This is a genomic window from Litorilituus sediminis (genome assembly GCF_004295665.1).
Taxonomy (GTDB): Bacteria; Pseudomonadota; Gammaproteobacteria; order Enterobacterales; family Alteromonadaceae; genus Colwellia; species Colwellia sediminis.
Genome location: NZ_CP034759.1, coordinates 608,446 through 631,201 on the forward strand (window position 1 = coordinate 608,446; position 22,756 = coordinate 631,201).

At 39.5% G+C, this 22,756-nt stretch carries 17 protein-coding genes and 1 pseudogene; 6 read left to right on the forward strand and 12 right to left on the reverse strand.

The features are described from left to right. Complete coding sequence (locus EMK97_RS02805; RefSeq protein WP_130599246.1) at positions 1-1,146, forward strand: HlyD family secretion protein; 1,146 nt, start codon at positions 1-3, stop codon at positions 1,144-1,146. Between the two features lie 110 nt (positions 1,147-1,256). On the opposite strand, the gene EMK97_RS02810 is transcribed toward EMK97_RS02805, so the two are convergent. From EMK97_RS02810 to ppsA, 8 genes and pseudogenes are all read right to left on the reverse strand, one after another. Next, positions 1,257-1,553, reverse strand: a complete 297-nt coding sequence (locus EMK97_RS02810; RefSeq protein WP_130599248.1) for an integration host factor subunit alpha — start codon at positions 1,551-1,553, stop codon at positions 1,257-1,259. 3 nt (positions 1,554-1,556) lie between these two features. Beyond that, entirely contained in the window at positions 1,557-3,989 is a 2,433-nt protein-coding gene (gene pheT, locus EMK97_RS02815) for a phenylalanine--tRNA ligase subunit beta (protein WP_130599250.1), read from the reverse strand. A gap of 11 nt (positions 3,990-4,000) precedes the next feature. Then, complete coding sequence (gene pheS, locus EMK97_RS02820) at positions 4,001-4,996, reverse strand: phenylalanine--tRNA ligase subunit alpha (RefSeq protein WP_130599252.1); 996 nt, start codon at positions 4,994-4,996, stop codon at positions 4,001-4,003. A gap of 199 nt (positions 4,997-5,195) precedes the next feature. Beyond that, a complete protein-coding gene (locus EMK97_RS02825) occupies positions 5,196-5,429 on the reverse strand; it encodes a hypothetical protein (protein WP_130604348.1) in 234 nt (77 codons plus the stop codon). Between the two features lie 32 nt (positions 5,430-5,461). Beyond that, a pseudogene (locus tag EMK97_RS02830) lies at positions 5,462-6,412 on the reverse strand (porin). A gap of 69 nt (positions 6,413-6,481) precedes the next feature. After that, complete coding sequence (locus EMK97_RS19340; protein WP_281274951.1) at positions 6,482-6,610, reverse strand: hypothetical protein; 129 nt, start codon at positions 6,608-6,610, stop codon at positions 6,482-6,484. A 90-nt stretch (positions 6,611-6,700) separates the two neighbouring features. Continuing rightward, entirely contained in the window at positions 6,701-8,401 is a 1,701-nt protein-coding gene (dld, locus tag EMK97_RS02840) for a D-lactate dehydrogenase (RefSeq protein ID WP_130599258.1), read from the reverse strand. Positions 8,402-8,655: 254 nt separating this feature from the next. Beyond that, a complete protein-coding gene (ppsA, locus tag EMK97_RS02845) occupies positions 8,656-11,028 on the reverse strand; it encodes a phosphoenolpyruvate synthase (RefSeq protein WP_130599260.1) in 2,373 nt (790 codons plus the stop codon). A 195-nt stretch (positions 11,029-11,223) separates the two neighbouring features. Between ppsA and ppsR the strand changes: the two genes are divergently transcribed. Together ppsR and EMK97_RS02855 are read left to right on the forward strand one after the other, a co-directional pair. Further along, positions 11,224-12,033 (forward strand): posphoenolpyruvate synthetase regulatory kinase/phosphorylase PpsR, encoded by an 810-nt coding sequence (gene ppsR / locus EMK97_RS02850; protein ID WP_130599262.1) that lies wholly within the window; start codon positions 11,224-11,226, stop codon positions 12,031-12,033. A 162-nt stretch (positions 12,034-12,195) separates the two neighbouring features. Continuing rightward, positions 12,196-13,248: a 3-deoxy-7-phosphoheptulonate synthase gene (locus EMK97_RS02855; protein WP_130599264.1), complete on the forward strand. Its 1,053-nt coding sequence runs from the start codon at positions 12,196-12,198 to the stop codon at positions 13,246-13,248. Positions 13,249-13,324: 76 nt separating this feature from the next. Here EMK97_RS02855 and EMK97_RS02860 read toward each other — a convergent pair whose 3' ends face one another. From EMK97_RS02860 to EMK97_RS02875, 4 genes are all read right to left on the reverse strand, one after another. Further along, on the reverse strand, positions 13,325-13,756 hold the full coding sequence (locus tag EMK97_RS02860) for a low molecular weight protein-tyrosine-phosphatase (RefSeq protein WP_130604349.1): 432 nt from the start codon (positions 13,754-13,756) through the stop codon (positions 13,325-13,327). Positions 13,757-13,920: 164 nt separating this feature from the next. Next, positions 13,921-18,075 carry a thrombospondin type 3 repeat-containing protein gene (locus EMK97_RS02865; protein ID WP_130599266.1) on the reverse strand — a complete coding sequence of 1,385 codons (4,155 nt, stop codon included), beginning with the start codon at positions 18,073-18,075 and terminating at the stop codon, positions 13,921-13,923. A 144-nt stretch (positions 18,076-18,219) separates the two neighbouring features. After that, positions 18,220-18,795, reverse strand: a complete 576-nt coding sequence (locus EMK97_RS02870) for a hypothetical protein (RefSeq protein ID WP_130599268.1) — start codon at positions 18,793-18,795, stop codon at positions 18,220-18,222. 94 nt (positions 18,796-18,889) lie between these two features. Then, entirely contained in the window at positions 18,890-20,509 is a 1,620-nt protein-coding gene (locus EMK97_RS02875; RefSeq protein ID WP_130599270.1) for a methyl-accepting chemotaxis protein, read from the reverse strand. Between the two features lie 201 nt (positions 20,510-20,710). Here EMK97_RS02875 and EMK97_RS02880 point away from each other — a divergent pair, with 201 nt between their 5' ends. From EMK97_RS02880 to EMK97_RS02890, 3 genes are read left to right on the forward strand one after another with little or no spacing between them, the layout of a single operon-like run. Then, positions 20,711-21,715 (forward strand): XdhC family protein, encoded by a 1,005-nt coding sequence (locus EMK97_RS02880; RefSeq protein WP_130599272.1) that lies wholly within the window; start codon positions 20,711-20,713, stop codon positions 21,713-21,715. Then, positions 21,705-22,307, forward strand: coding sequence for a nucleotidyltransferase family protein (locus tag EMK97_RS02885; protein WP_170176710.1), 603 nt, complete (start codon positions 21,705-21,707; stop codon positions 22,305-22,307). Before EMK97_RS02880 ends, EMK97_RS02885 begins: the two co-directional genes overlap by 11 nt. Continuing rightward, on the forward strand, positions 22,304-22,756 hold the full coding sequence (locus tag EMK97_RS02890; RefSeq protein WP_130599276.1) for a (2Fe-2S)-binding protein: 453 nt from the start codon (positions 22,304-22,306) through the stop codon (positions 22,754-22,756). The genes EMK97_RS02885 and EMK97_RS02890 overlap by 4 nt, the downstream gene beginning before the upstream one ends.

A 22,756-nucleotide genomic window follows, 5' to 3' on the forward strand; every position in this document is an offset into this window, starting at 1 on the left:
ATGGATTTACTCATTATTGCAACCTATACCGCCATTTGTGTTGTTATTTTTAAAGTGTTCAAAATTCCGCTTAATAAGTGGACAGTACCAACAGCGGGTCTTGGCGGCGTAGTTATCCTATCTGCCATCTTATTAATTATGAATTACAATCACCCCTATGCGAAATGGGGCAAAGATGTCTTTGTATCAATTCCTATTGTGCCGCAAATTAGTGGTAACGTTAAAACCGTGAATGTTGTTGCTAATCAAAAGGTAAAACAAGGAGATATTTTATTTACCTTAGAAAATGATGAGCAAGTTATTGCCCTAAATAAAGCAGAAGCGGCATTAAGCGCTGCTCGCGGTGATGAGTTAGAAGATGATGCAGCCCTTCAAGCAGCAACCGCACAAGTAGCTAAAGCCAGAGCTGACAGAGACAGAACACGCAGTACCTATTTTAGATATAAAGAGGCACATGAAAAAGGTGATAGCTCACCCTTTACCGATCAAGAAGTTGAAAACCGTAAACAACTTTACCAAGCAGATGAAGCCAGTTTAGCCAAAGCAATTGCTGATGAAAAACGCTTACGCATTGAAACAGAATCTCTAATCGCAGGTGAAGATAGCCAAGTCGCACAATTAATCGCGGCAAGAAACAAAGCAAAGCTTGATTTAGAGCGGACAATTGTTCGAGCACCAGTTGATGGTATACCAACGCAAATTGCAATTCGCCCAGGTGTTCGAGCAGCTAAACTGCCATTAAGACCAGTAATGACCTTTGTACCATTAGAAAAACGACGCTTTGCTGGTGCATTCTTTCAAAATTCTATGTTACGTTTAGAAAAAGGTATTGAAGCAGAAGTGATACTTGATGCGGTACCCGGTCATGTATTTAAAGGAAAGGTAGTTGATGTATTACCAGCTATGGCTGAAGGTGAAATACAAGCCAGTGGCAGCTTAATTTCTTCGCAATTAATTCAAAAGCCCGGCTTTGCGATTGCCTTAATTGAGTTAGAAGAAGATTTAAATGATTATAACCTACCACTTGGTGTGCAAGGACAAGCAGTTGCCCTAAATTATGAACATGATATTTTGCATGTTTCTCTGGTCAGACGCATATTACTGCGCATGATGGCATGGTTAAAATACGTATACCCTATTAAATAAGCTTAAATTATAGGCACTAAAAAGGCTGCAAATGCAGCCTTTTTTAATATGCAGGTTGTTAAAAATAGCAGTACTAAATAATTAAATTACTTATTATAAGTTAATTATAACTAGCCTTCGCTATTGCCATCTTCAACACGACTTTTCAATTTCTGACCAGGTCTAAAAGTAACAACCTTACGCGCAGAAATTGGAATATCTTCGCCTGTTTTAGGGTTACGACCAGGGCGTTCGCTTTTTTGACGCAAGTCGAAATTACCAAAACCAGAAAGTTTCACTTGCTCGCCACTTTCTAAGGTTTCACGTATTTCTTCGAAAAATACTTCTACCATTTCTTTTGCGTCGCGCTTGCTCAGCCCAACCTTTTCAAATAAATGTTCTGCTACTTCTGCTTTGGTAAGCGCCATTGCTTAATCCCTCAGTGATGCATTTAACTCTGATTTTAAGGCTTCAACAACTCGATCGATGACATCTGTGATGTCTTTTTCTTCAAGTGTTTTGCTTGTATCTTGTAAAATCAACGCAATTGCAAGACTCTTATAACCTTCATCTACACCATTACCTTGATATACATCAAACAAGTTTAGATCAATTAAATAATTTCCGCCAACCTTTTCAATAAGTTGTAACACTTTTTTTGCATCAACATCTTCTTTTACTACCACAGCAAGGTCACGTCGATTCGCCGGGAAGCGAGAAATTTCGCTGGCTTGAGGAATTATTTGAGTTAATACTTCAGAGACTAATAATTCAAAAACTAATGTACGACCATTTAACCCTAATTTCCTTTCTAATTCAGGGTGTAAGCTTCCAACATAACCTACAAGTTGGCCATTACGGGTAATTTTTGCCGTTTGACCTGGGTGAAGTGCTTCAAGTTCGGCTTTGCTAAACTCGTAACTTGCAGAATCGGCTGTTAATGACAATAACGCTTCAACATCACCTTTAATGTCGTAGAAATCTGTTGCCGCTTTTTCCATGCTCCAATGTTCATCAACACGTTGACCGCTGATAACACCTGCAATCATATTCTCTTGACGAACACCATTTTCAGCACTTTCATCCGGTACAAAACGAAGACCTGTTTCAAATAAGCGTACACGCCCTTGTTGACGATTTTGGTTATAACTTACTGATTGTAATAAGCCTGTCCATAAGCTTAAGCGCATTACTGACATTTCAGAAGAAATCGGATGCGGTAACGTCATCACCTCTTGCTGTGGGTGCAATAAAGATTGTACTTTAGGGTCGACAAAGCTATAGGTAATCGCTTCTTGATAATCACGATTTACCAAGGTTTGCTTGAGCTTACGTAAAGAAATTTTCGCTTCTTTTTGCTCACGCATAGCAAGCGTTGCTTTCGGTGAAATATTTGGAATATTGTTGTAGCCAAATATACGCGCTACTTCTTCAATTAAGTCCACTTCAATGCTGATATCAAAGCGATAAGCCGGCACAACAACTTGCCATACTTTGTCATTGCCTTCACCAGTACTTGCTACTTCAAAACCTAAACGCGTTAGAATTTCATCCACTTTTTCATCTTCAATATGATGACCAATTCGGCTATCAAGTTTGCTACGACGTAAACTTACCGATTTGCTTTGCGGGATATCTTGCTCTGATTTACCTTCAACGATTGGACCTGCTTGTCCACCAACAATTTCAAGTAATAATGAAGTAGCTCGCTCCATCGCATCACGTTGCAGCTCTGGGTCAATGCCGCGCTCATAACGATGAGATGAGTCAGTATGTAAACCGTATTGACGCGCTTTACCTAAAATCGCTAAAGGGGCAAAAAAGGCACTTTCTAAAAAGATATCTGTGGTCTCAGTGGTTACACCTGAATGTAAACCACCAAAAATACCCGCCATAGCTAGTGGCTTACCATTATCACCAGCTTCAGCAATCACTAAAGTTTGCTCGTTTAAGCTCACTTCATTTTCATCTAATAAAACCAGCTTTTCGTCTTTATTGGCAAAACGTACATTAACACCCTGCTCTACTTTGGCTAAATCAAAAGCATGCATTGGATGACCAAGTTCAAGCAACACATAGTTAGTCACATCTACAACTGGATCGATTGAGCGAGTACCACAACGACGAAGCTTCTCTACCATCCAAAGTGGTGTTTGTGCTTTAACATTAACACCTTTAATAACACGACCTAAGTAACGCGGACAGGCTTGGCCTGCTGAAATAGTTACGTCTCGTACATCATCAATACTTGGTGTTACCGCAGTAATTTCAGGTGCAGTAACTGACAATGAATTAAGTACGCCCACTTCACGTGCTAAACCTTTAATGCCTAGACAGTCACCACGGTTAGCCGTTAAGTCAACGTCAATGGTCACATCATCTAAGTCTAAATATTCACGAACACAGCTACCAACTGGCGCATCTTGTGGTAATTCCAAAATACCATCGCTGCTTTCGGCTAAGCCAAGCTCAGATTCACTACATAACATACCAAAAGATGGCACACCACGAAGTTTGGCTTTTTTGATTTTGAAATCACCCGGCAGTACAGCACCAACCGTAGCAACAGCAACTTTTAGCCCTAAACGACAGTTTTTAGCACCACAAACAATGTCAACTAACTCGCCTTGTTCAACCGTATCAGAGCTGTAATCACCTAAGCTGATTTTAGTCACTTGTAATTTGTCAGCATCTGGGTGTGGGCCACATTCAACCACTTCACCAATGATAACTTTGTTAAACTCACCAGCAACAGGGTCAACACCATCAACTTCTAAACCAGCCATAGTAATTTGATGAGCTAACTCATCAGAAGAAATAGCAGGATTTACCCACTCACGTAACCAAGATTCACTAAATTTCATTACTACTTTTCCTACTTGAACTGTTTTAAGAAGCGAAGATCGTTTTCAAAGAATGCACGTAAATCGTTTACGCCATAACGAAGCATGGTTAGGCGTTCAACCCCCATACCAAAGGCAAAACCGGTATAAACCTCAGGGTCAATGCCAACACTACGTAAAACATTAGGGTGAACCATGCCACAACCTAATACTTCTAACCATTTACCGTTTTTACCCATAATATCAACTTCCGCTGACGGCTCAGTAAATGGGAAGTAAGACGGGCGAAAACGTACTTCAACTTCTTCTTCAAAAAAGTGATGTAAAAAGTCGTGCAACACACCTTTTAAATGGGTAAAGCTAACATCTTTATCAACCATTAAACCTTCTACCTGATGAAACATTGGCGTATGCGTTTGGTCGTAATCGTTACGGTATACTTTACCTGGTGAAATAATACGAAGTGGCGGCTTTTCAACTTCCATGGTACGAATCTGCACACCTGACGTTTGTGTACGTAGTACTAACTTAGGATTAAAGTAGAAAGTATCATGATCTTGACGTGCAGGATGATGCTCAGGAATGTTTAAGGCATCAAAGTTATGGTAATCATCTTCTACCTCAGGGCCAGCTTTAACTGAAAAACCTAAATCACCAAAGAAGCTTTCAATACGTTCAATGGTACGAGATACAGGATGTAAACCGCCAAGCTCAGTGCCACGACCTGGTAAGGTTACGTCAATTGATTCAGCAGCTAGCTTCTTCTTAATTTCTTCATTACGCAGTAATTCACCACGTTCATTCAGTAATTTTTGTACTTTTTGTTTTGCTAGGTTAATCACCTGCCCCATTTTAGGCTTTTCTTCTTTAGATAATTTACCTAAGCCTTTCATTTGCTCAGTAAATAAACCTTTTTTACCTAAAAAGTTAACGCGTACTTGATCAAGCGCAGCAGGATCAGATGCTTCACTTATCGCTTTCTCCGCTTGTAAGACGATCTCGTCTAATGTCGTGGTGTCTAAATTCATGATTTCCTCTAAAACAGGGCTAAACGCGGTTATGTTAATGCGCTTAAAATAGACTAATTTGTTAAATAAAAAATGAGGTTGATTTTACACGAAATTCAAGCGTTAGGTAGGATAAATACGCTTAAAATTAAAAAAAAGTGGGAATTAACTAGATACAGGTCTGCTAGCTAATTCTTGTTGATAATAACGGAGTAAATTTTTACTCTTTTGATGATTCAGACTCGCGTTTAACCAGGATAAAAGTTAAATACATTTTCGTTGGCAGAGAAAAAATTAACCCTAAGGCGATACACAAAGCACTGATAATAATGCCAGTCACGCCTAAAGACTCCATATAATCACTAAAATTGTGCAAGTAAATACCCAATAGCAATAAGCAAATGCCTATCGCTATTGAAGTTTTAAGCAAGGTAATGAGTTTATCTTCAGACATTGCCATTAATTATTACCGTTATAAACTACTGACTAGAAAGTAAACATCATGCCAATACCAGTAGCATCTTCTGCTAGGCTAGTGGTGTCATCATGCAAAGTTGAGTCATCTATCTTACTTTCGATATAAAGATGAAAATCTTCATCCCAGTGGTATTTAGCACTGAGAATATAATACTTTTTATGAAACAAACCATCTGAAGCAACCGGATTATTAGACGAAGAATTATCCTTCAACGAGTTGTAGCCGACAATAACAGAGATGTCATTATCAAATCGATAGGCGCTAAATAATTCAATGCCTGTCGATTTATTCATGAACTTACCAACATCATCAACATCGTGATTTTTCATATCTGTATAAACCAATGCCACATGCAAACCTAAACTGCCATAAGGCCGATAAGTAATATGGGCTGATATTAATTCATCATCAACCTCATCAGTACTGGCACCATTGGCGCTAAGTTTAATTTTCGCCTTGTTATAAGCCAAGCCTAAACCAATATCAAATGGCGTTTGATATAAAGCAGAAATGCCGTAAGAGTTATTAAAATTTAATACTGCCGACAAGTCTTCACCATTTTCACCTGTGGTATGTAATTCATCTTCAGACGCTAAATATTGTGCACCTAAACTTAAATCACCTAAATTCAACTTGTACTGTAGTGCTTGTTCTGCTCGCCCTGAGCCTGAAAAGCCACCATCGGTACCAAAGTTATAAGTACCTGAAGCCTCTGCACCAAAAATTTCAAATCAATCAGTTACACCGCCAACATCATAAGCAACACCCCACTGCTTACCCATAGTGAACTGACCATAGTCATCATGTTTAAAGCCAACATAGCCTTGCCTTAGCCAAATACTATCAGCTGTTGGTCCTGTGCTGGTTAAACCATTGTGATTAACAATTATTTTATCATCAGTATTAGATACTTGAACGCCCCACTCCAGCTTAGCCATGGCTTGCCAGTCATTTTTCATTTTGTGGGAAAAATCAAAATAATACCGAGAAAAACCATCACTAACCTCTTCAAAGTCTCCACTTTGCAGCTAGTAAATTGACAGATTACCTTTAAAATCTAAGGCACTCTTGCCATTATTATATAACTCTAAGCCATACGCTGTAGGTGCGAGTAACAAAGTACTGATAGCAGCTGGCAGTATTGTTTTTGAATTCATATATTTCCCTTAAAATTTCTTAACCACCAATACCTTATCGGCTAACTCTAGCATAGTCTATTAACAATGTAAGTTGTTCTTTTTAAGGTATTAATGCCAGTGCTTACATTTAGAAGTTTTACCAATACCTGGATTAAACGAGTTACTTGGATCAAGCTTTTTATAAAACGCTTTTAAATCATCCTTAGCAAAGTATTCATGACCGACATTATGCTCGGCAGGGTATTCCGCGCCACGTGCATCATAAGTGGCTAAAATTTGGTCCTTCACCGTTTTAGCATCAACGCCTTTTTTCAAGATATAGTTTTGATGCATTACGTGACAGAATAAATGCCCGTAATACAACTTAACGGCAATTTGCTCATCTAACTCTGGTGGCAACTTTTCAAACCAATCTTTTTCATTACGCGGAAAAGCAACATCTATGGTCATTATCGCCCCTAAATCTTTGCCATTCATGAGTTGCTGACGTCCAATGGCGCCACCAGCAACAAAGCGGTGTAATATTGCCTTGTCACCTTCTTCTTGCGTACATTCAAAATAACTGCCTTCGTTTGACGCGAAAAACTTGTCAAAATATGCTTTGGCTTCGTCTACCCCTTCATTGCTCATTTCAATGATCCAATGGTGTTCATATTTATCTCTATACTCTTCCATGCGTTTAGGTAAATGATTTGGCCACAAATAACTCATATACTGCATCATGCGATCAGAAAACTTGCTAGGTAGAAACTTTAATTTTTCCGCAAACCTATCCACAGTGCGCTTCATGGCGAACATCTTGGGCATATATTTTGAACCCAGTTTATCAATGACTAAAAACGAGTCTTTACCGTATTTTTTACAAGCGTCATAGCAATCTCTATGCAAGTACTCACCTGAAACAGGTAAAGATTTAAAATTAGATAACATGTCTCGACGTATTTGCGCTAATACCGCAGGATCATTAGTACCAACATAAAAGACTTGGTGCTTCTCAGGAATAGGGAAAGTATCCATTCTTACTGCAAATACAGCAAGCTTACCGGCACAGCCTGATGATTCATATAAGCGTCTGCCATCATTATTAAAACGTGATGGCGTATCTTCATCAACTTGACGTACTCGCTCATGATATTCATTATCTGACGCACGTTTTTCAGGAAACTCGACATCTTTATCTGAAAAGTTTCTCTCTTGTAAATTAGTTAAAATTTCTTCTGGCGTTTCACCTAAATTAATCCCTAAGTTATTAACCAGTGATAAGTTTCCGTCAGTATCTATTTGCGCATAAATTGACAATTCAGTATACGCTGGACCACGTTGTACCAAGGCGCCACCTGAGTTGTTACAAATACCACCAACAATAGACGCGCCAATACAAGAAGAGCCGATAACAGAATGTGGCTCCCGACCATAAGGACGTAAGGTATCTTCTAAACCAAATAAGGTACTTCCTGCTAAACCAACAATTTGTTTTGCATTATCAATTAAATGAATACTATCAATTCGCATAGTACTAATGATAACAATCGGGCGATCATAACCTTTACCATTTGGCGTCGAACCACCGGTTAAGCCGGTATTCGCTGCTTGCATAATAATGGCAACATCAGCAGCAACACACGCTTTAAGTACTTGCCATATTTCCAACAAGCTTGCTGGCCTAACTACAGCAATGGCTTCACCTGAGCCAAAACGAAAGCCCTTAGTATAAGCTTGTTTTTTAGCAGCATCTGTTAAGGTGTAACCTGCACCTACCACAGATTTTAGTTGTTCAATTAACGCGTTTTGCTTCGAATCGCCTGTCATTTTGCATCTCAATTAGTTTAAAGGTCATACAATACCTAGTCAGTACTGCTATTAAGGCCTTTGAGTATACCTTAATGAATATGGAAATTGGAACTAACCTTTAGGGGCAATTTCTGCCATTTTTCCTATATTAACTTCGAATATCTTAGTTATTTTTGCTCATTTTTACATCTGCATTATAAAAACAAAAAGCCATTGCATGTTTTATGCAATGGCTTTTTAAAGAAATAATATTTAAAGCTAAAAGCTAAGTATTACTTAAGGTTTTCGGCTAAATACAACCAAGTTGGTAATACTGTATCTGGGTTTAATGACACACTATCAATACCTTGTTCAACTAACCAGGCAGCAAAGTCTTCATGATCTGAAGGCCCTTGACCACAAATACCTACGTATTTACCTCTGGCTTTACAGGCTTTAATTGCCATTGAAAGTAAGGCTTTAACCGCAGGATTACGCTCATCAAATAAATGGGCAATTAAACCTGAGTCTCTATCTAAACCTAAGGTTAACTGGGTTAAATCATTTGAACCAATCGAGAAACCATCAAAATAATCAAGGAATTGATCAGCAAGTAATGCATTAGATGGTAATTCACACATCATAATAATACGTAAACCATTCTCACCACGTTTTAAGCCGTGCTCTGCCAAAATATCAATCACAGCAGACGCTTCTTCTAAAGTACGTACAAATGGGATCATCACTTCAACATTAGTTAAGCCCATATCATTGCGTACACGTTTAATCGCTTCACATTCTAAAGCAAAGCAATCTCTAAAGTCTTCAGAGATATAACGAGAAGCACCGCGATAACCTATCATAGGGTTCTCTTCATCCGGCTCAAACTCTTCACCACCCACTAAGTTTGCGTATTCATTTGACTTAAAGTCAGACATACGAACAATCACTTTCTCAGGTGAGTAGGCAGCAGCTAAAGTAGAAATACCTTCAGTTAGTTTAGCAATGTAAAACTCAACTGGGCTTTCATAACCGGCAATAATATCGCTAATTTCTTCTTTAAGATCGGCTGATTGCTCATCAAAATTAAGCAGTGCTTTCGGGTGTACACCAATCATTTTGTTAATGATGAATTCTAAACGCGCTAAACCGATACCTGCATGCGGTAAACGAGCAAAAGCAAAGGCTCTGTCTGGGTTACCTACGTTCATCATTATTTTTAATGGTAATTCAGGCATTGAATCAATTTCAGAAGTCGTGACTGTGTAATCTAGTTTACCTTGATAGATAAAGCCAGTATCACCTTCAGCGCAAGAGACCGTTACTTCATCACCCGTTTTAATTAGTGCTGTTGCATTACCACAACCAACTACGGCAGGAATACCCATTTCACGAGCGATAATCGCCGCGTGACAAGTACGGCCACCACGGTTAGTAACAATCGCTGAAGCACGTTTCATGATCGGCTCCCAATCTGGGTCGGTCATATCTGTTACTAAAACATCACCTGGCTGGATTTTATCCATTTCTTCTAACGAAGCTAATACTTTCGCTTGACCACTACCAATTTTGTGACCAATTGAGCGACCTTCACAAATCACATCAGCACTTGCTTGTAACTGGAACTGCTCCATTACATTGGCATTTTCACGGCTTTTTACTGTTTCTGGACGAGCTTGAACAATGTAAAGTTTATTGTCTAAACCGTCTTTTGCCCACTCGATATCCATTGGACGACCGTAGTGCTTTTCAATGATAACCGCTTGTTTGGCTAATTCTTGCACTTCAGCATCAGTTAAAGAGAAACGATTTGAATCGGCTTCATCAATATCAACAATTTCAACTTGCTTTGAGTGTTCTTGACTTTGCGAGTACACCATCTTAATAGCTTTACTACCTAAGTTACGACGAACTACCGCAGGCTTGTCTTTGGCAAGTGTTGGTTTGTGTACATAAAACTCATCTGGGTTAACCGCACCTTGTACTACCATTTCACCTAAACCAAAGCTTGAAGTGATAAAGACTACATCTTCAAAACCTGACTCAGTATCAATGGAGAACATAACACCTGATGATGAAATGTCACTGCGCACCATACGCTGAATACCCGCAGATAGCGCCACACCACGGTGGTCATAGCCAGAGTGCACACGATACGAAATCGCTCTATCGTTAAATAATGAGGCAAATACGTGCTTAATTGCCACCATAACGGCATCTAAGCCACGTACATTTAAGAAGGTTTCTTGTTGACCAGCAAATGACGCATCAGGCATATCTTCTGCAGTAGCTGAAGAGCGAACCGCAAATGATGCGTCATCAGCAAAACCTGCTGCTAGCTTTTCATAAGCTGCTTCAATATCACGCTGCATTTCTGGTAAAAATGGCGTATCTATTATCCACTGTCGAATAGTTGCACCACATTCAGCTAGAGCATTTACATCTTCAACGTCAAGATTATCAAGAAGCTGATAAATCTTTTCGTTAATACCGCTTTGCTCTAAGAAGTCGTTAAACGCATGCGCGGTTGTTGCAAAGCCCCCTGGCACTTGTACGCCAACATTAGCTAAATTTGAAATCATTTCACCTAGTGAAGCGTTTTTACCACCAACGCGATCAACGTCATTCATTCCTAGGTGTTCATACCAAAGTACATTTTCTTGCACAACTAATCTCCAATAAGGATAAAAAATGGATTCGGCCAACTCTCTATCTGGCTAATTATGTTATAGCCTAAATTTAGAAAATTGGTTTAAAAAATACCTCTTTATATTCGACGGCTATCATTCTACACTGCCCCTAATCTAAAAAGAATCACAATTTCGAATATCTAGGTAAAAGTTTTCATAAGGAATTTCATCATGCGCTGTGCTTTTTATATTTCCGATGGTACCGCCATCACCTCTGAAGTGTTCGGACACGCTTTATTATCGCTATTTCCTACCGAATTTGAACACCATACAATTTCATTTGTTGAAACCATAGAAAAGGCACATGAAGCCAAAGAAAAAATTAATAAAGAATTCCAACGCTCAGGTGAAAAGCCTTTGGTATTCCACACCTTCGTTAATAACGACATTCGTGAAATCATCGATAGCTGCGATGGCGTTATCTATAACTTTTTAGAGCACTTTGTTTCTCCATTAGAAAAAGAGCTACAAATTGAAGCAAAACCTAAAGCCCACCGAACCCACAGTATTCACGAAAACAGCTACGACTACCGTATTGAAGCTGTTAACTATGCACTAAATAATGATGATGGCTCAAACGTTACCAATTACGAACAAGCTGACGTTATTTTAGTGGGGGTATCACGCTCAGGTAAAACGCCAAGCTCACTCTATTTAGCACTGCAATACGGTATAAAAGCGGCGAACTACCCTTTCACTGATGATGATATGGAAGAATTGAAGTTACCCGACTTTTTAAAACCACATAAAAAGAAAATATTCGGCTTAACTATTGATGCCCAGCGGCTAATGGATATTCGCGACGGTAGAATGTCAAACAGCAAGTATTCATCAGCAAGGCAATGCCGCATGGAAGTGCGTGAAGTAGAGAAATTATATAAAAAAGAAAAAATCCCTTTTATCAATACCACCAAGTTTTCTGTAGAAGAAATAACGGCGAAAATTCTCGCAGAAACTGGCCTGCAAAGATATAAATACTAATTTGTACTAACTCATATCAAGTAATATGGTTTTTTCTTGGTAAAACGGTTCACATTAGTCAGTAATTTAGCTATGTTAGCGCGATATTTTAATTTGTCTCTTTAGCACAATAATCTCAGATTAAGCACAAGCAAAAGAGACAAAGACTAACATTAGATTTTTATGACAATTAAAACAGATGAATTAAGGACTACCTTAATAGAGAATTTGGCATCGCCTGCCGAACTTGCAGAGCAGATCCCATTAACGCCAGAAACGGCTGATTTCATCATGCAAAGCCGTAAAGAAATTGAAGCGGTTATCAGCGGTGAAGACAAGCGCTTGCTTGTGGTCGTCGGCCCATGCTCAATTCACGACACCGAAGCAGCTATAGATTATGCTAATCAGCTAAAAACGTTACGTGAAAAGTATAAAAATGAACTCTTGATTGTGATGCGTGTTTACTTTGAAAAGCCACGTACCACCGTCGGCTGGAAAGGTTTAATTAGTGACCCTGATTTAGATAAATCATTTCACGTGGCTAAAGGCTTAAAGTTAGCAAGAAACCTGTTAGTAGAAATTAACGAAATGGGTTTACCTGCTGGCACAGAATTTTTAGATATGGTCACAGGTCAATACATTTCTGATTTGATCAGTTGGGGCGCAATCGGCGCAAGAACAACAGAAAGCCAAGTACACCGTGAATTAGCCTCTGCACTTTCTTGCCCTGTTGGCTTTAAAAACGGTACTGATGGTAATGTAAAAATCGCCATTGATGCCATCAAAGCCTCTAGCGTGCCGCATGTACTTTACTCGCCAGATAAAAGTGGCCAAATGTGTATTTACCAAACTCATGGTAACCCATATGCACATATAATTTTACGTGGCGGTAAAGAGCCAAATTACCATGCAAGTGATATTTCATCGGCATGTCAGCAATTAGACAAAGCTAATCTAACTCAAAGTATTATGGTTGATTGTAGCCATGGCAATAGCTATAAAGATCATAACAAGCAAATTGATGTTGCCAGATCATTGGCTGAGCAAATTCGTGCGGGTGAAAATAGCATTTTTGGTGTCATGATCGAAAGTTTCTTAACCGCAGGTAATCAAGCTGTTATACCAGGCGAGCCACTAGTTTACGGGCAAAGTATTACTGATGCTTGTGTTGATTTAAACGTTAGTGAACAGATTTTTGCATTACTAGCTGATGCGGTAAAAGTGCGCTTACAGTAATTATTAGCCGGTTAACCATAAAAGTCATAAAAAAACCGATCTATATGCGTCGGTTTTTTTTATATAAAGTAAACGATTATTTAATTTGTTCGATTAAACCATCGCTGGCCGCTTCAACTAAATCTAAAACATAATCAAAGCCTTTAGCGCCACCATAATAAGGATCTGGCACCTGTTGCTCTTCCAGCTCTGGGGCAAAATCTAAAAATAAGCGATTTTTATAACGCAGCGCATTAGGCGCCATATCATTTAACTTGGCTAAATTATCTTCATCCATAGCCAAAATTAAATCAAAGTCATCAAAGTCTTTCGCCGTAACTTTTCTGGCTTTAATGCCATCGAAAGAATAACCGCGAGCAACACCTGCCTTTTGTGATCTATGATCTGGCTTCTCTTTGGCATGTGCGCCTACAGTTCCAGCAGAATCTATTTTTACTCTAAGTCCTGCTAATTTAGCTTTATGACGAAACACAGCCTCAGCACTAGGCGAGCGGCAAATATTGCCCATGCAAACAAATAATACTGACTTTATTCCTTTTAAATCATCCACGAGAAATGTTACCAAAGAGTTAATGAAATCTAGGCTGGTATAGTTACAAACATAAGAAAGAAAATCTAGCCTGAATAAAAAAAAATCACTTACTCAGGCCAGTATTTTGATTAAGCGCAAATTTACTTAAATGTGCACTGCTTTCTTCTTACTAAAATCATCCAAGCTAAAGCAAATAACATAAATAATGAGCTGCTTCCACTACTGGACTTTTCAGGCGTTGTTTCTTCGGCAATCGTCGAATTTGCCACTACCGCTAGCCCGCCAGGATCAACAACAACACCATTGGCGATACCATCACTGTCATTAGCGCCACCATCTTGAATATATAAACGCAAACAAGTGTGCCCTACCACTAACCCTGCTTGGTATAGCTCACTATGTGGTGCAGGACAAACACCATTCACCGTATCACTTGAGGCGACAGCATTGTTAGCATTTTCGACAAAATCTTGCCAACCAGTATCAGCATTAAATTTACGGTATACCGCATATTCAGGAATAGCCTGCGCTAACGGCAACACAATATAAACAGAGCGACCAAAGGGCTGAATTTGTTCAATTTCAAAATCAAAATAACCGCCTTTATGTACTAAGGTATCTTTGCTTACCAATTGAGTGGAATCTAACTCTGATTGTGAAAGCTCTACACCATCAGAGCCTTTAACTCGGGCATATTTACCTAAAGTTAACGATAAACCCGGCTCTGTTTCGGCAAGTTTTACCACGGAGGCATTAACATGCAAGGGTTGTAAGTAAGGTATATTTGATGAGTCCATAAACAAAGGTAAACCATCTAAGTCTTCATCTAGATAACCTTCTGCTAAATCATTAACACCGTCTCTATCTGTATCTGTCGTCGTTAATCTAGGCAGCGAAGCCACAAGCGGGATATTGACAGCGCGAGTTTGCAATATTGGCTCATTGCCACTGTTGCTGCTATTGCCACTGTCGGTCACGGTTACTAACACTTCAATTAAACCATGATTTTCTTCCGGCAAAGTAACATCTTGCGGAGCAAAAGAGACTTGTTGTTGATTGGCACTAACTTGCCCATTTAAGTACTCAGGTAATTGCCAGTCAATCACATGAGTATCAGCAACATTTGAGTCGCTTATTTGCAAATTAATCGTCGCTAAACCCGCATCCGCTGCAACAGTACTCACCTTTTGGTTTTGCTGCTCAACAAAAAGCGTTAAATCAGCGGCAACATTACCTTCAGTTATGGTAATAACTTGTTGAGCATTAACGCCGGCATTAACACCAGCAGCAAAATTAACAATCAGCTGTTCATCACCCTCAGATTGAAAATCTTCCGATAAGGCAATATCTATATACCCTGATGTCCCCTCTGTGATAATGATTTCATTTGTAGGCAATTGATAATCAGCATTATCCACATCTCCTGTGACACTGACAGGCACCGCTAATGGATAGCTAGGTGCAAGGCCTGATAACACTGCTTTCACTCGAGCGACACCACCTTCTGCGACACGTTGTGGCGCAGAAAAGTTCACCATAGGGTGGACATTTAAGGTTTGCTCTTTGGTGGCAATATTGCCAGCAGCATCAACGGCTCGCCAAGTAATCGGGATCAGGCCAGATTTTATATTTTTAGCACCTGTTTCAAAACCAACTGCAGTTAAATTACAGCAGTTCGCACCATCTTTACCATCTTCAACAAACACTTGAGTTTTACTAATCAACTCGTCTAAAGATAATTGAGTAAAGGTATGATTAGCATACAAGTGTACGGCTTGTGGTGGTGTGATCACCGGCGCATAATCATCAAGCAAAGGGTTAGTGCCCGCCTGAGCTTCGTCACCATTTGTCACCCCGTCAAAGTCGCTATCAAAGGTGGCATCGGCTTTTTCTAACGGATCCAAGTTATAACGTAACTCGTATTCATCGCTCATGCCATCGCCATCATCATCTAAGTCCGTGTTATTACCAGCGCCATCACCATCGGTATCTACTTGTTCGCTAGCATCTAGCGGCAGATCATCGTAGAAGTCTAAAACCCCATCGCCATCATCATCGCTATCTAATACGTTACCTATACCATCGCCATCGGTATCGTCTACCTCGTTAGGATCAAATGGAAAGGCATCAAATTCATCTGCGCGCTGATCATTATCATCATCGCTATCTTCATTATCCCCTAAACCATCGCCATCATTATCTTTAGATTCGTTTGGATTTAATGGGAATAGATCCAGCGCATCAATTACACCGTCATTATCATCATCTTGATCTTTAACATTACCTATACCATCTAAATCAGTATCTAAATGCTCTAATGGGTCATTGGGTAAGGCATCTTCGCTATCAATAAAGCCGTCGTTATCATCATCACTATCTTGATTATTACCAATACCATCACCATCGCTATCGAACTGCTCACTGGCATTTAAGCGAAAAGCATCTTCACTATCGATAACGCCATCGCCATCATCATCATTATCAGAATTATTGCCGATACCATCATTATCCGTATCAAACCACTCTAAATTGTTGGTTGGAAAAGCATCATCGCTATCAACGAAGCCATCATTATCATCATCACTGTCAGTATTGTTACCCAGTGAATCACCGTCAGTATCTAACTGTTCTGTAGGGTCGAGCGGAAAGGCATCATAAATATCTAACACGCCATCATTATCATCATCATCATCGAGCACATTACCGATAGTGTCATTATCCGTGTCTCTGTAATCGCTATCATCTAAGGGGAAGCTATCGTTTATATCAATAATACCGTCGTTATCATCATCAGCATCACTGTTATTACCAATACCATCACCATCAGTATCAACTGACTCATTTGGATTTAATGGAAAAGCATCAACACTATCTAATACGCCATCACCATCATCATCAGTGTCATTAATATCAGCAATGCCATCATTGTCTGTATCGGTTGTTGCAGGTGCAGTTAATGGAAAAGCATCATTAATATCTAATATGCCATCGTTATCATCATCGCTATCAGTATTATTACCTATGCCATCACCATCGGTATCTATGGTTTCATTTGGATCTAATGGAAATGAATCTACCGTATCAGCAACGCCATCACCATCATCATCTAAATCAGTATTGTTACCAACACCATCACCGTCTGTGTCAACATATTCGCTGGCATCAAGTGGCGCAAAATCACTGGCGTTAGCAATACCATCGCCATCAATATCAGCATCACTGTTATCACCAAAACCATCGCCGTCAGTATCTAATTGCTCTGCTGGGTTTAGAGGAAAAGCATCAGTTGCATTTGGCGTACCATCGCCATCAATATCTAAATCATTACCATCACAAATGCCGTCATTATCTAAATCTAAACGCTCATTGGCATCTAATGGACAAGCATCAAGTGCATCTTCAACACCATCACCATCATCATCGGTATCAGCGTTATTACCAATACCATCATTATCGGTATCTAGTGTTTCGGTATTATCTAACGGTAGATCATCACTCACATCAGGCACGCCATCGCCATCATCATCAGTATCAGCATTATTACCAATGCCATCTAAATCCGTGTCGTACCACTCAGTATTATCATCAGGCCATACATCATCGCTATTAACAACACCATCGCCATCTCTATCAACATCACTGTTATCACCTAAACCATCACCATCGCTATCTACGCTCTCGGTAGGGTTAAGCGGATAGGCATCATCAACATCGTCAACACCGTCACCATCATCATCGGTGTCAGTATTATTGCCTATGCCGTCATTATCTGTATCTAAGGTTTCAAGGGGATCAAGTGGAAAGGCATCAAACGCATCTAACACGCCATCATTATCATCGTCGGTATCGGCATTGTTACCAATGGTGTCATTATCTGTATCTATGGTTTCGGTAGGATCAAGCGGAAATACATCGATTAAATCAGGTGCTGAGTCATTATCATCGTTAGTATCTTCATTATTACCTAAGCCATCACCATCAGTATCTAACCATTCATGATGGTTGTGTGGAAAGGGATCATAAAAATCGATAACTAAGTCACCATCATCATTATTATCTAGGTTATTATCTAAGCCATCATTATCAATATCAGGATCGGTATTATTCCCAATGCCATCGCAATCCGTATCTATCCATTCGGTGATATCATTGGGAAATTGGTCAATATCATCATTGTACCCATCACCATCGGTATCGGTGAGCGGATCACCATTTGCATCACAGCTAGCATATACTGGCAAGGCAGCAGTACTTAGAAAAACTAGCAAGCATAATAAAAATTTCAACCCACGCATTTTAAAACATCTCCACTGGGTAATGTATCGGACCACAGTACTTTTTTGCACTGTCTACCTTAACTTTAACAAATAATTACAAATGAGGTGTTACTACTTAGTAACCTGAGCTTTATATCGACAAACTCAAGGCTAACTTAAGCTTTAGTAACCAGACTTACGACCAAAATTATAAGTAAAACCAATAAAGATTGAGCTAACATCATCAAACTCTGAATAACTTGGGTAATGTTTTACACCAAAGTGCACTGATGTTTTTCTCGTTAACTCTTTATGCATTGCCACAGCAATAAAGGGGTTAATATCGCCCTGCTCTGAAAAGAACTTTTCTTCTTGAAGATCTGGCCAAGTAAATTTATTTTCTGTTAAAACAATGCCAGCACCGAGTTGAAATTCAAATGAAAGGCTATTAATAAATTTATTGTACGATTTAGGAAAATAACGATAGCTCAGTGCAACATCAATGGTATCTAATGAAAAATCAATATCATCGTCATTCCAGCGAATATTGGCATCTTCTACCCTGCTATAAGCAATTTGCCAGTTAAACTCTGGCTTATCAAAAAAGTCATCACCTATGGCTAAGCTGTAACCATAACTGCCCTCTTGATCTACCTTATGTAACTGTACTGACGTTTCTACCGCATGACTTTGCAAACTCACCATTGTTAACAGTAAGGCACCAATCTGTATTAACCACCGCATCGTATTACTTCTCACTTATTTATCCTCGCCAAAAAATTGTCAGCTAGTTTTAAACTCAGCCCATTTAATGAAAAAAGCAAGTATCACACCAAAATGTAAGAAAATTTAACTACATGGTAAACTTATTAATCTCAACCTCCAGCTGGCTACTCAGTACTTGCGCCTGCTTAGCGGCTTCTTGAGCTTGATTAGATAGAATTGAAGTATTTTCAGCGGTATCAGAAATATGAACAATTCTACGAGCACTGTCTTCGCCTGCTGCTAGTTGCTCGCTGGCAGCAACAGAAATTTGCTCTGACATCTGCGCAATCGCAGAAAGTGAACTTGCTACTTGCTGTAGCTGTTCACTTACTTGAGTTGATTTTTCAACCGTTATTTCACTGGTAGACATGCTATCAGCCACCGAAGTTTTTGCCTGTAGCGTAGCATTTTGTAATTTTACTATCATGCCACGAATCTCTTCTGTGCTAGATTGAGTTCGTTGCGCTAATTGACGTACCTCATCAGCGACAACCGCAAATCCACGCCCTTGCTCTCCTGCTCTTGCAGCCTCGATTGCGGCATTCAAAGCCAGTAAATTGGTTTGCTCAGCAATCCCCTGAATTTCGGTTAACACATTGGCAATATTATTCACTTCATCATCAAGTAACTGAATATTTGAGCCAGCACTGTCGATTTGTGTTTCGAGTAATTTAATGGTTTTACTCGCCTCTTGTGTTAATTCATTGGCTTCTTGTCCTTGTTGCTCTGCCGCAGCTACAGAGTCAGCCGTTTGTTTGGCATGTTCAGCAACCGTACTCGCTGAGGCAGTTAATTGCGTAACAGCTGAAGCAACAACTTGTGTTTCATCACGCATATTTTGCGTCAAGCTATCCAGCGCTTGTGCCCTATTTCCCGAGTCATCCGTCTGTTGATGCAGACTATCAGTTACCTGTTTAATACCGAGTACCACGCCTTGCAGTGCATGCTGCATATAATTAACTGAGCCAACAATACTGTCGCGCTTCGCTTGCTCAAACCGGCTATCTTGTTTTAAATCACCACGGGAAACCCGTAAAACTATTTTAGTAACGTCATTAACTTCTGCCCCTAGTGCACTATTCAACGCTAAACCAAATTTAGTTAAAACAGCAGCCAAAATAACAGCAATTAAAATGGATAATGACAGCAACCACTTCGCTGTAGACCAATATCTGGCATCGGCCTCTGCGTAACTAATACCTGTACCAATATACCAACCCCAATCAGCTGTTTTTTGCACTACCGAGGTTAAATCAACTATCTTGCCATCTCGTTCAGAGTTCCAGTGATAGGTAATAATCTGCCGAGTTTTATCACCTACTAAGCTTTCCACCATTTTACCTATACTTTGGCCGCTAGCATCTTTAAAGTCATTAAAGCTTGTACCATGCAATTGCGGGTCATGAGGTGTAGCTAAAAAATTAAGTTCATCATCGACAACATAAACATATTCAGATGCGTGGTACTTATTCTCTCTTAGCATCTTTGTAGCAAAGTTTTTAGCCTGTTCAGTTGATAACTCACCTTTATTTGCCAATAGCTCAAACTGTTCGACAATATTGACTGTGCTTTTCATCAATTGATTAATGCGAGCGATATTATCAGCCTCACTCGATTGAGATAACACCTGCAACCCTAAAACAGCAATACTAATAAGTGATACCAAAAGAACGAATACAAACACCAGAATCTTTGCTCTTAAACTCATTTGCTAACCTCAGCTAAATAATGCCCTCAGCCATCATAACCCTCAACGAATAAATTTCCATAAATATTTAATTTATATTCACATGAGTGACAATTAACTCACGAGTTTTAATTAATACGTAATTCGTTACATTTAATTATTTTATCAATTACACATTGTTTATTATCTTAAAGTGACCTGTCCTAAATATTAGATGACTTTATGAATAATCAGCATATGTCGTTATTAACAACCTGGTATCAAAATAAAGACAGTTTTTCTTGGGTGCTTGCCACCATAATAGAAACAAAAGGCTCAAGTTATCGTAAATCTGGCGCCATGATGTTATTTAACAGTTTAGGAAAAAGCTATGGTTTGCTAAGTGGCGGCTGTTTAGAGGCCGACCTACTCAAACAAGCACAAAAATGTTTGCAATTAAACCAAGCCATCAGTGTTTGCTATGATATGCGTGATGAATCAGATATCGCTTGGCAGCTTGGCATTGGCTGTGGCGGCATGGTCAAGGTGTTATTACAACCAATAAATAAAACCAACAACTACCTGGATTTACCTTTCTTATATAAGCAGTTACAGCAAAATCTAATTTGTTATTACCAAATCTCCTCAAAAGATAATGACTTTGAAAACACTGTCCTTAATTCAGAGAACCTGACAACAATTGCCTCAAGTAGCAAAGTATTTACCATAAAACCTAGAACAAGGTTGGTTGTATTTGGTGGCGGTATAGATGCGATCCCGGTAATAAACATTGCCAAGCAAATGGATTGGCACATTACCTTAATAGATAGCCGCACTGCTTATGCGCGAAAAGAGCGCTTTAAAGACGCTGACACTATTATTCAAAGCCACTATCAACAAAGCACAGTCTCAGATGCAGTAGATAGCGCCAATGCTATCGTTATTATGCATCACAATATTCATTTAGATGCGCAAGCGCTAGATACCTTAACCAGCACACAAGCCAAGTTTATTGGCCTATTAGGTCCGCAGCACAGAACAGATCGTGTCTTTGCACAAGCAAGTATTTCAGCAGAGCAATTACCTTGTCAGTTAGCTAACCCAATTGGTTTAGATCTTGGCGGAGAACTACCAGAAGCGATTGCTTTATCCATAATAGCGCAAATACAAGCACAATTAGAGAATGCTTCTTGTATGTCACTTGGTTTATACACAACAGCAAGCAAGGATATATCTCATGCCAGTTAGTGCTTTACTACTTGCCGCGGGTAATAGCCAACGTTTTATGGCAGTGAAACAGTTAGCTAAATTACATAGTGAAACCGTCATAGAGCACTCAAGCAAAGCGCTACTAAGTCATCACTTTAATCAAGTCTATGTTGCTTTAGGCGCGCATATTGCCAGTATTGCCAAAAAAATACCTGAACAAGCAAACATACTCTATTGCAGTCAATGGCAACAAGGTATAGGTAAAACAATAGCGCAAGCGATAACAAATATTAGCAAGCATGAGCAACACATAATGATCGCCTTAGCAGATCAAGTGTTAGTGCCAGCGCAGCATATTGAAAAACTATTAACACTTTGCCAAGCACACCCAGATAAAATTATCGCTACTAAGGCTTACGGGGTGATTGTTCCCCCGGTTATTTTTCCTAAAACCTATCACCATGAATTAGCTAAGTTAACGCGAGATAGAGGAGCAATCTCTATCATCAAAGCCAATGAAAAAAATGTCATATATAGCCAATGTCCTGAGGCTATATATGATATCGACACACAAGAAGATCTTGTCGAGATAAAAGCAAGAATCAAGCAAAACACCAGGGAGCATGCATGATAAACCTAACCATAAATAATAAAAGCATCAGCCTAGATGTCGACGATGATATGCCATTACTGTATGTCATTCGAGATGAGCTATCATTAACTGGCACTAAATTTGGCTGTGGTGCAGGCCAATGCGGCGCTTGCACCGTACACTTAGACGGTCAAGCTATCCGCTCTTGTGTAACCCCTATTTCGGCAGTATCGAACAAACACATTACCACCATAGAAGGCTTAAGTGAGCGTGGCGATCATAAAATACAAATCGCTTGGCAACAGCATAAAGTACCACAATGTGGCTATTGTCAAAGCGGTCAAATGATGAGTGCTGCGTCATTACTCGCGCAAAACCCTAGCCCTTCTGATGAAGAGATAAATAACCACATGCAAGGAAACATTTGCCGTTGTGGAACCTACAAGCGAATAAAACAAGCAATACATACTGCGGCAAACAAGGAGTAA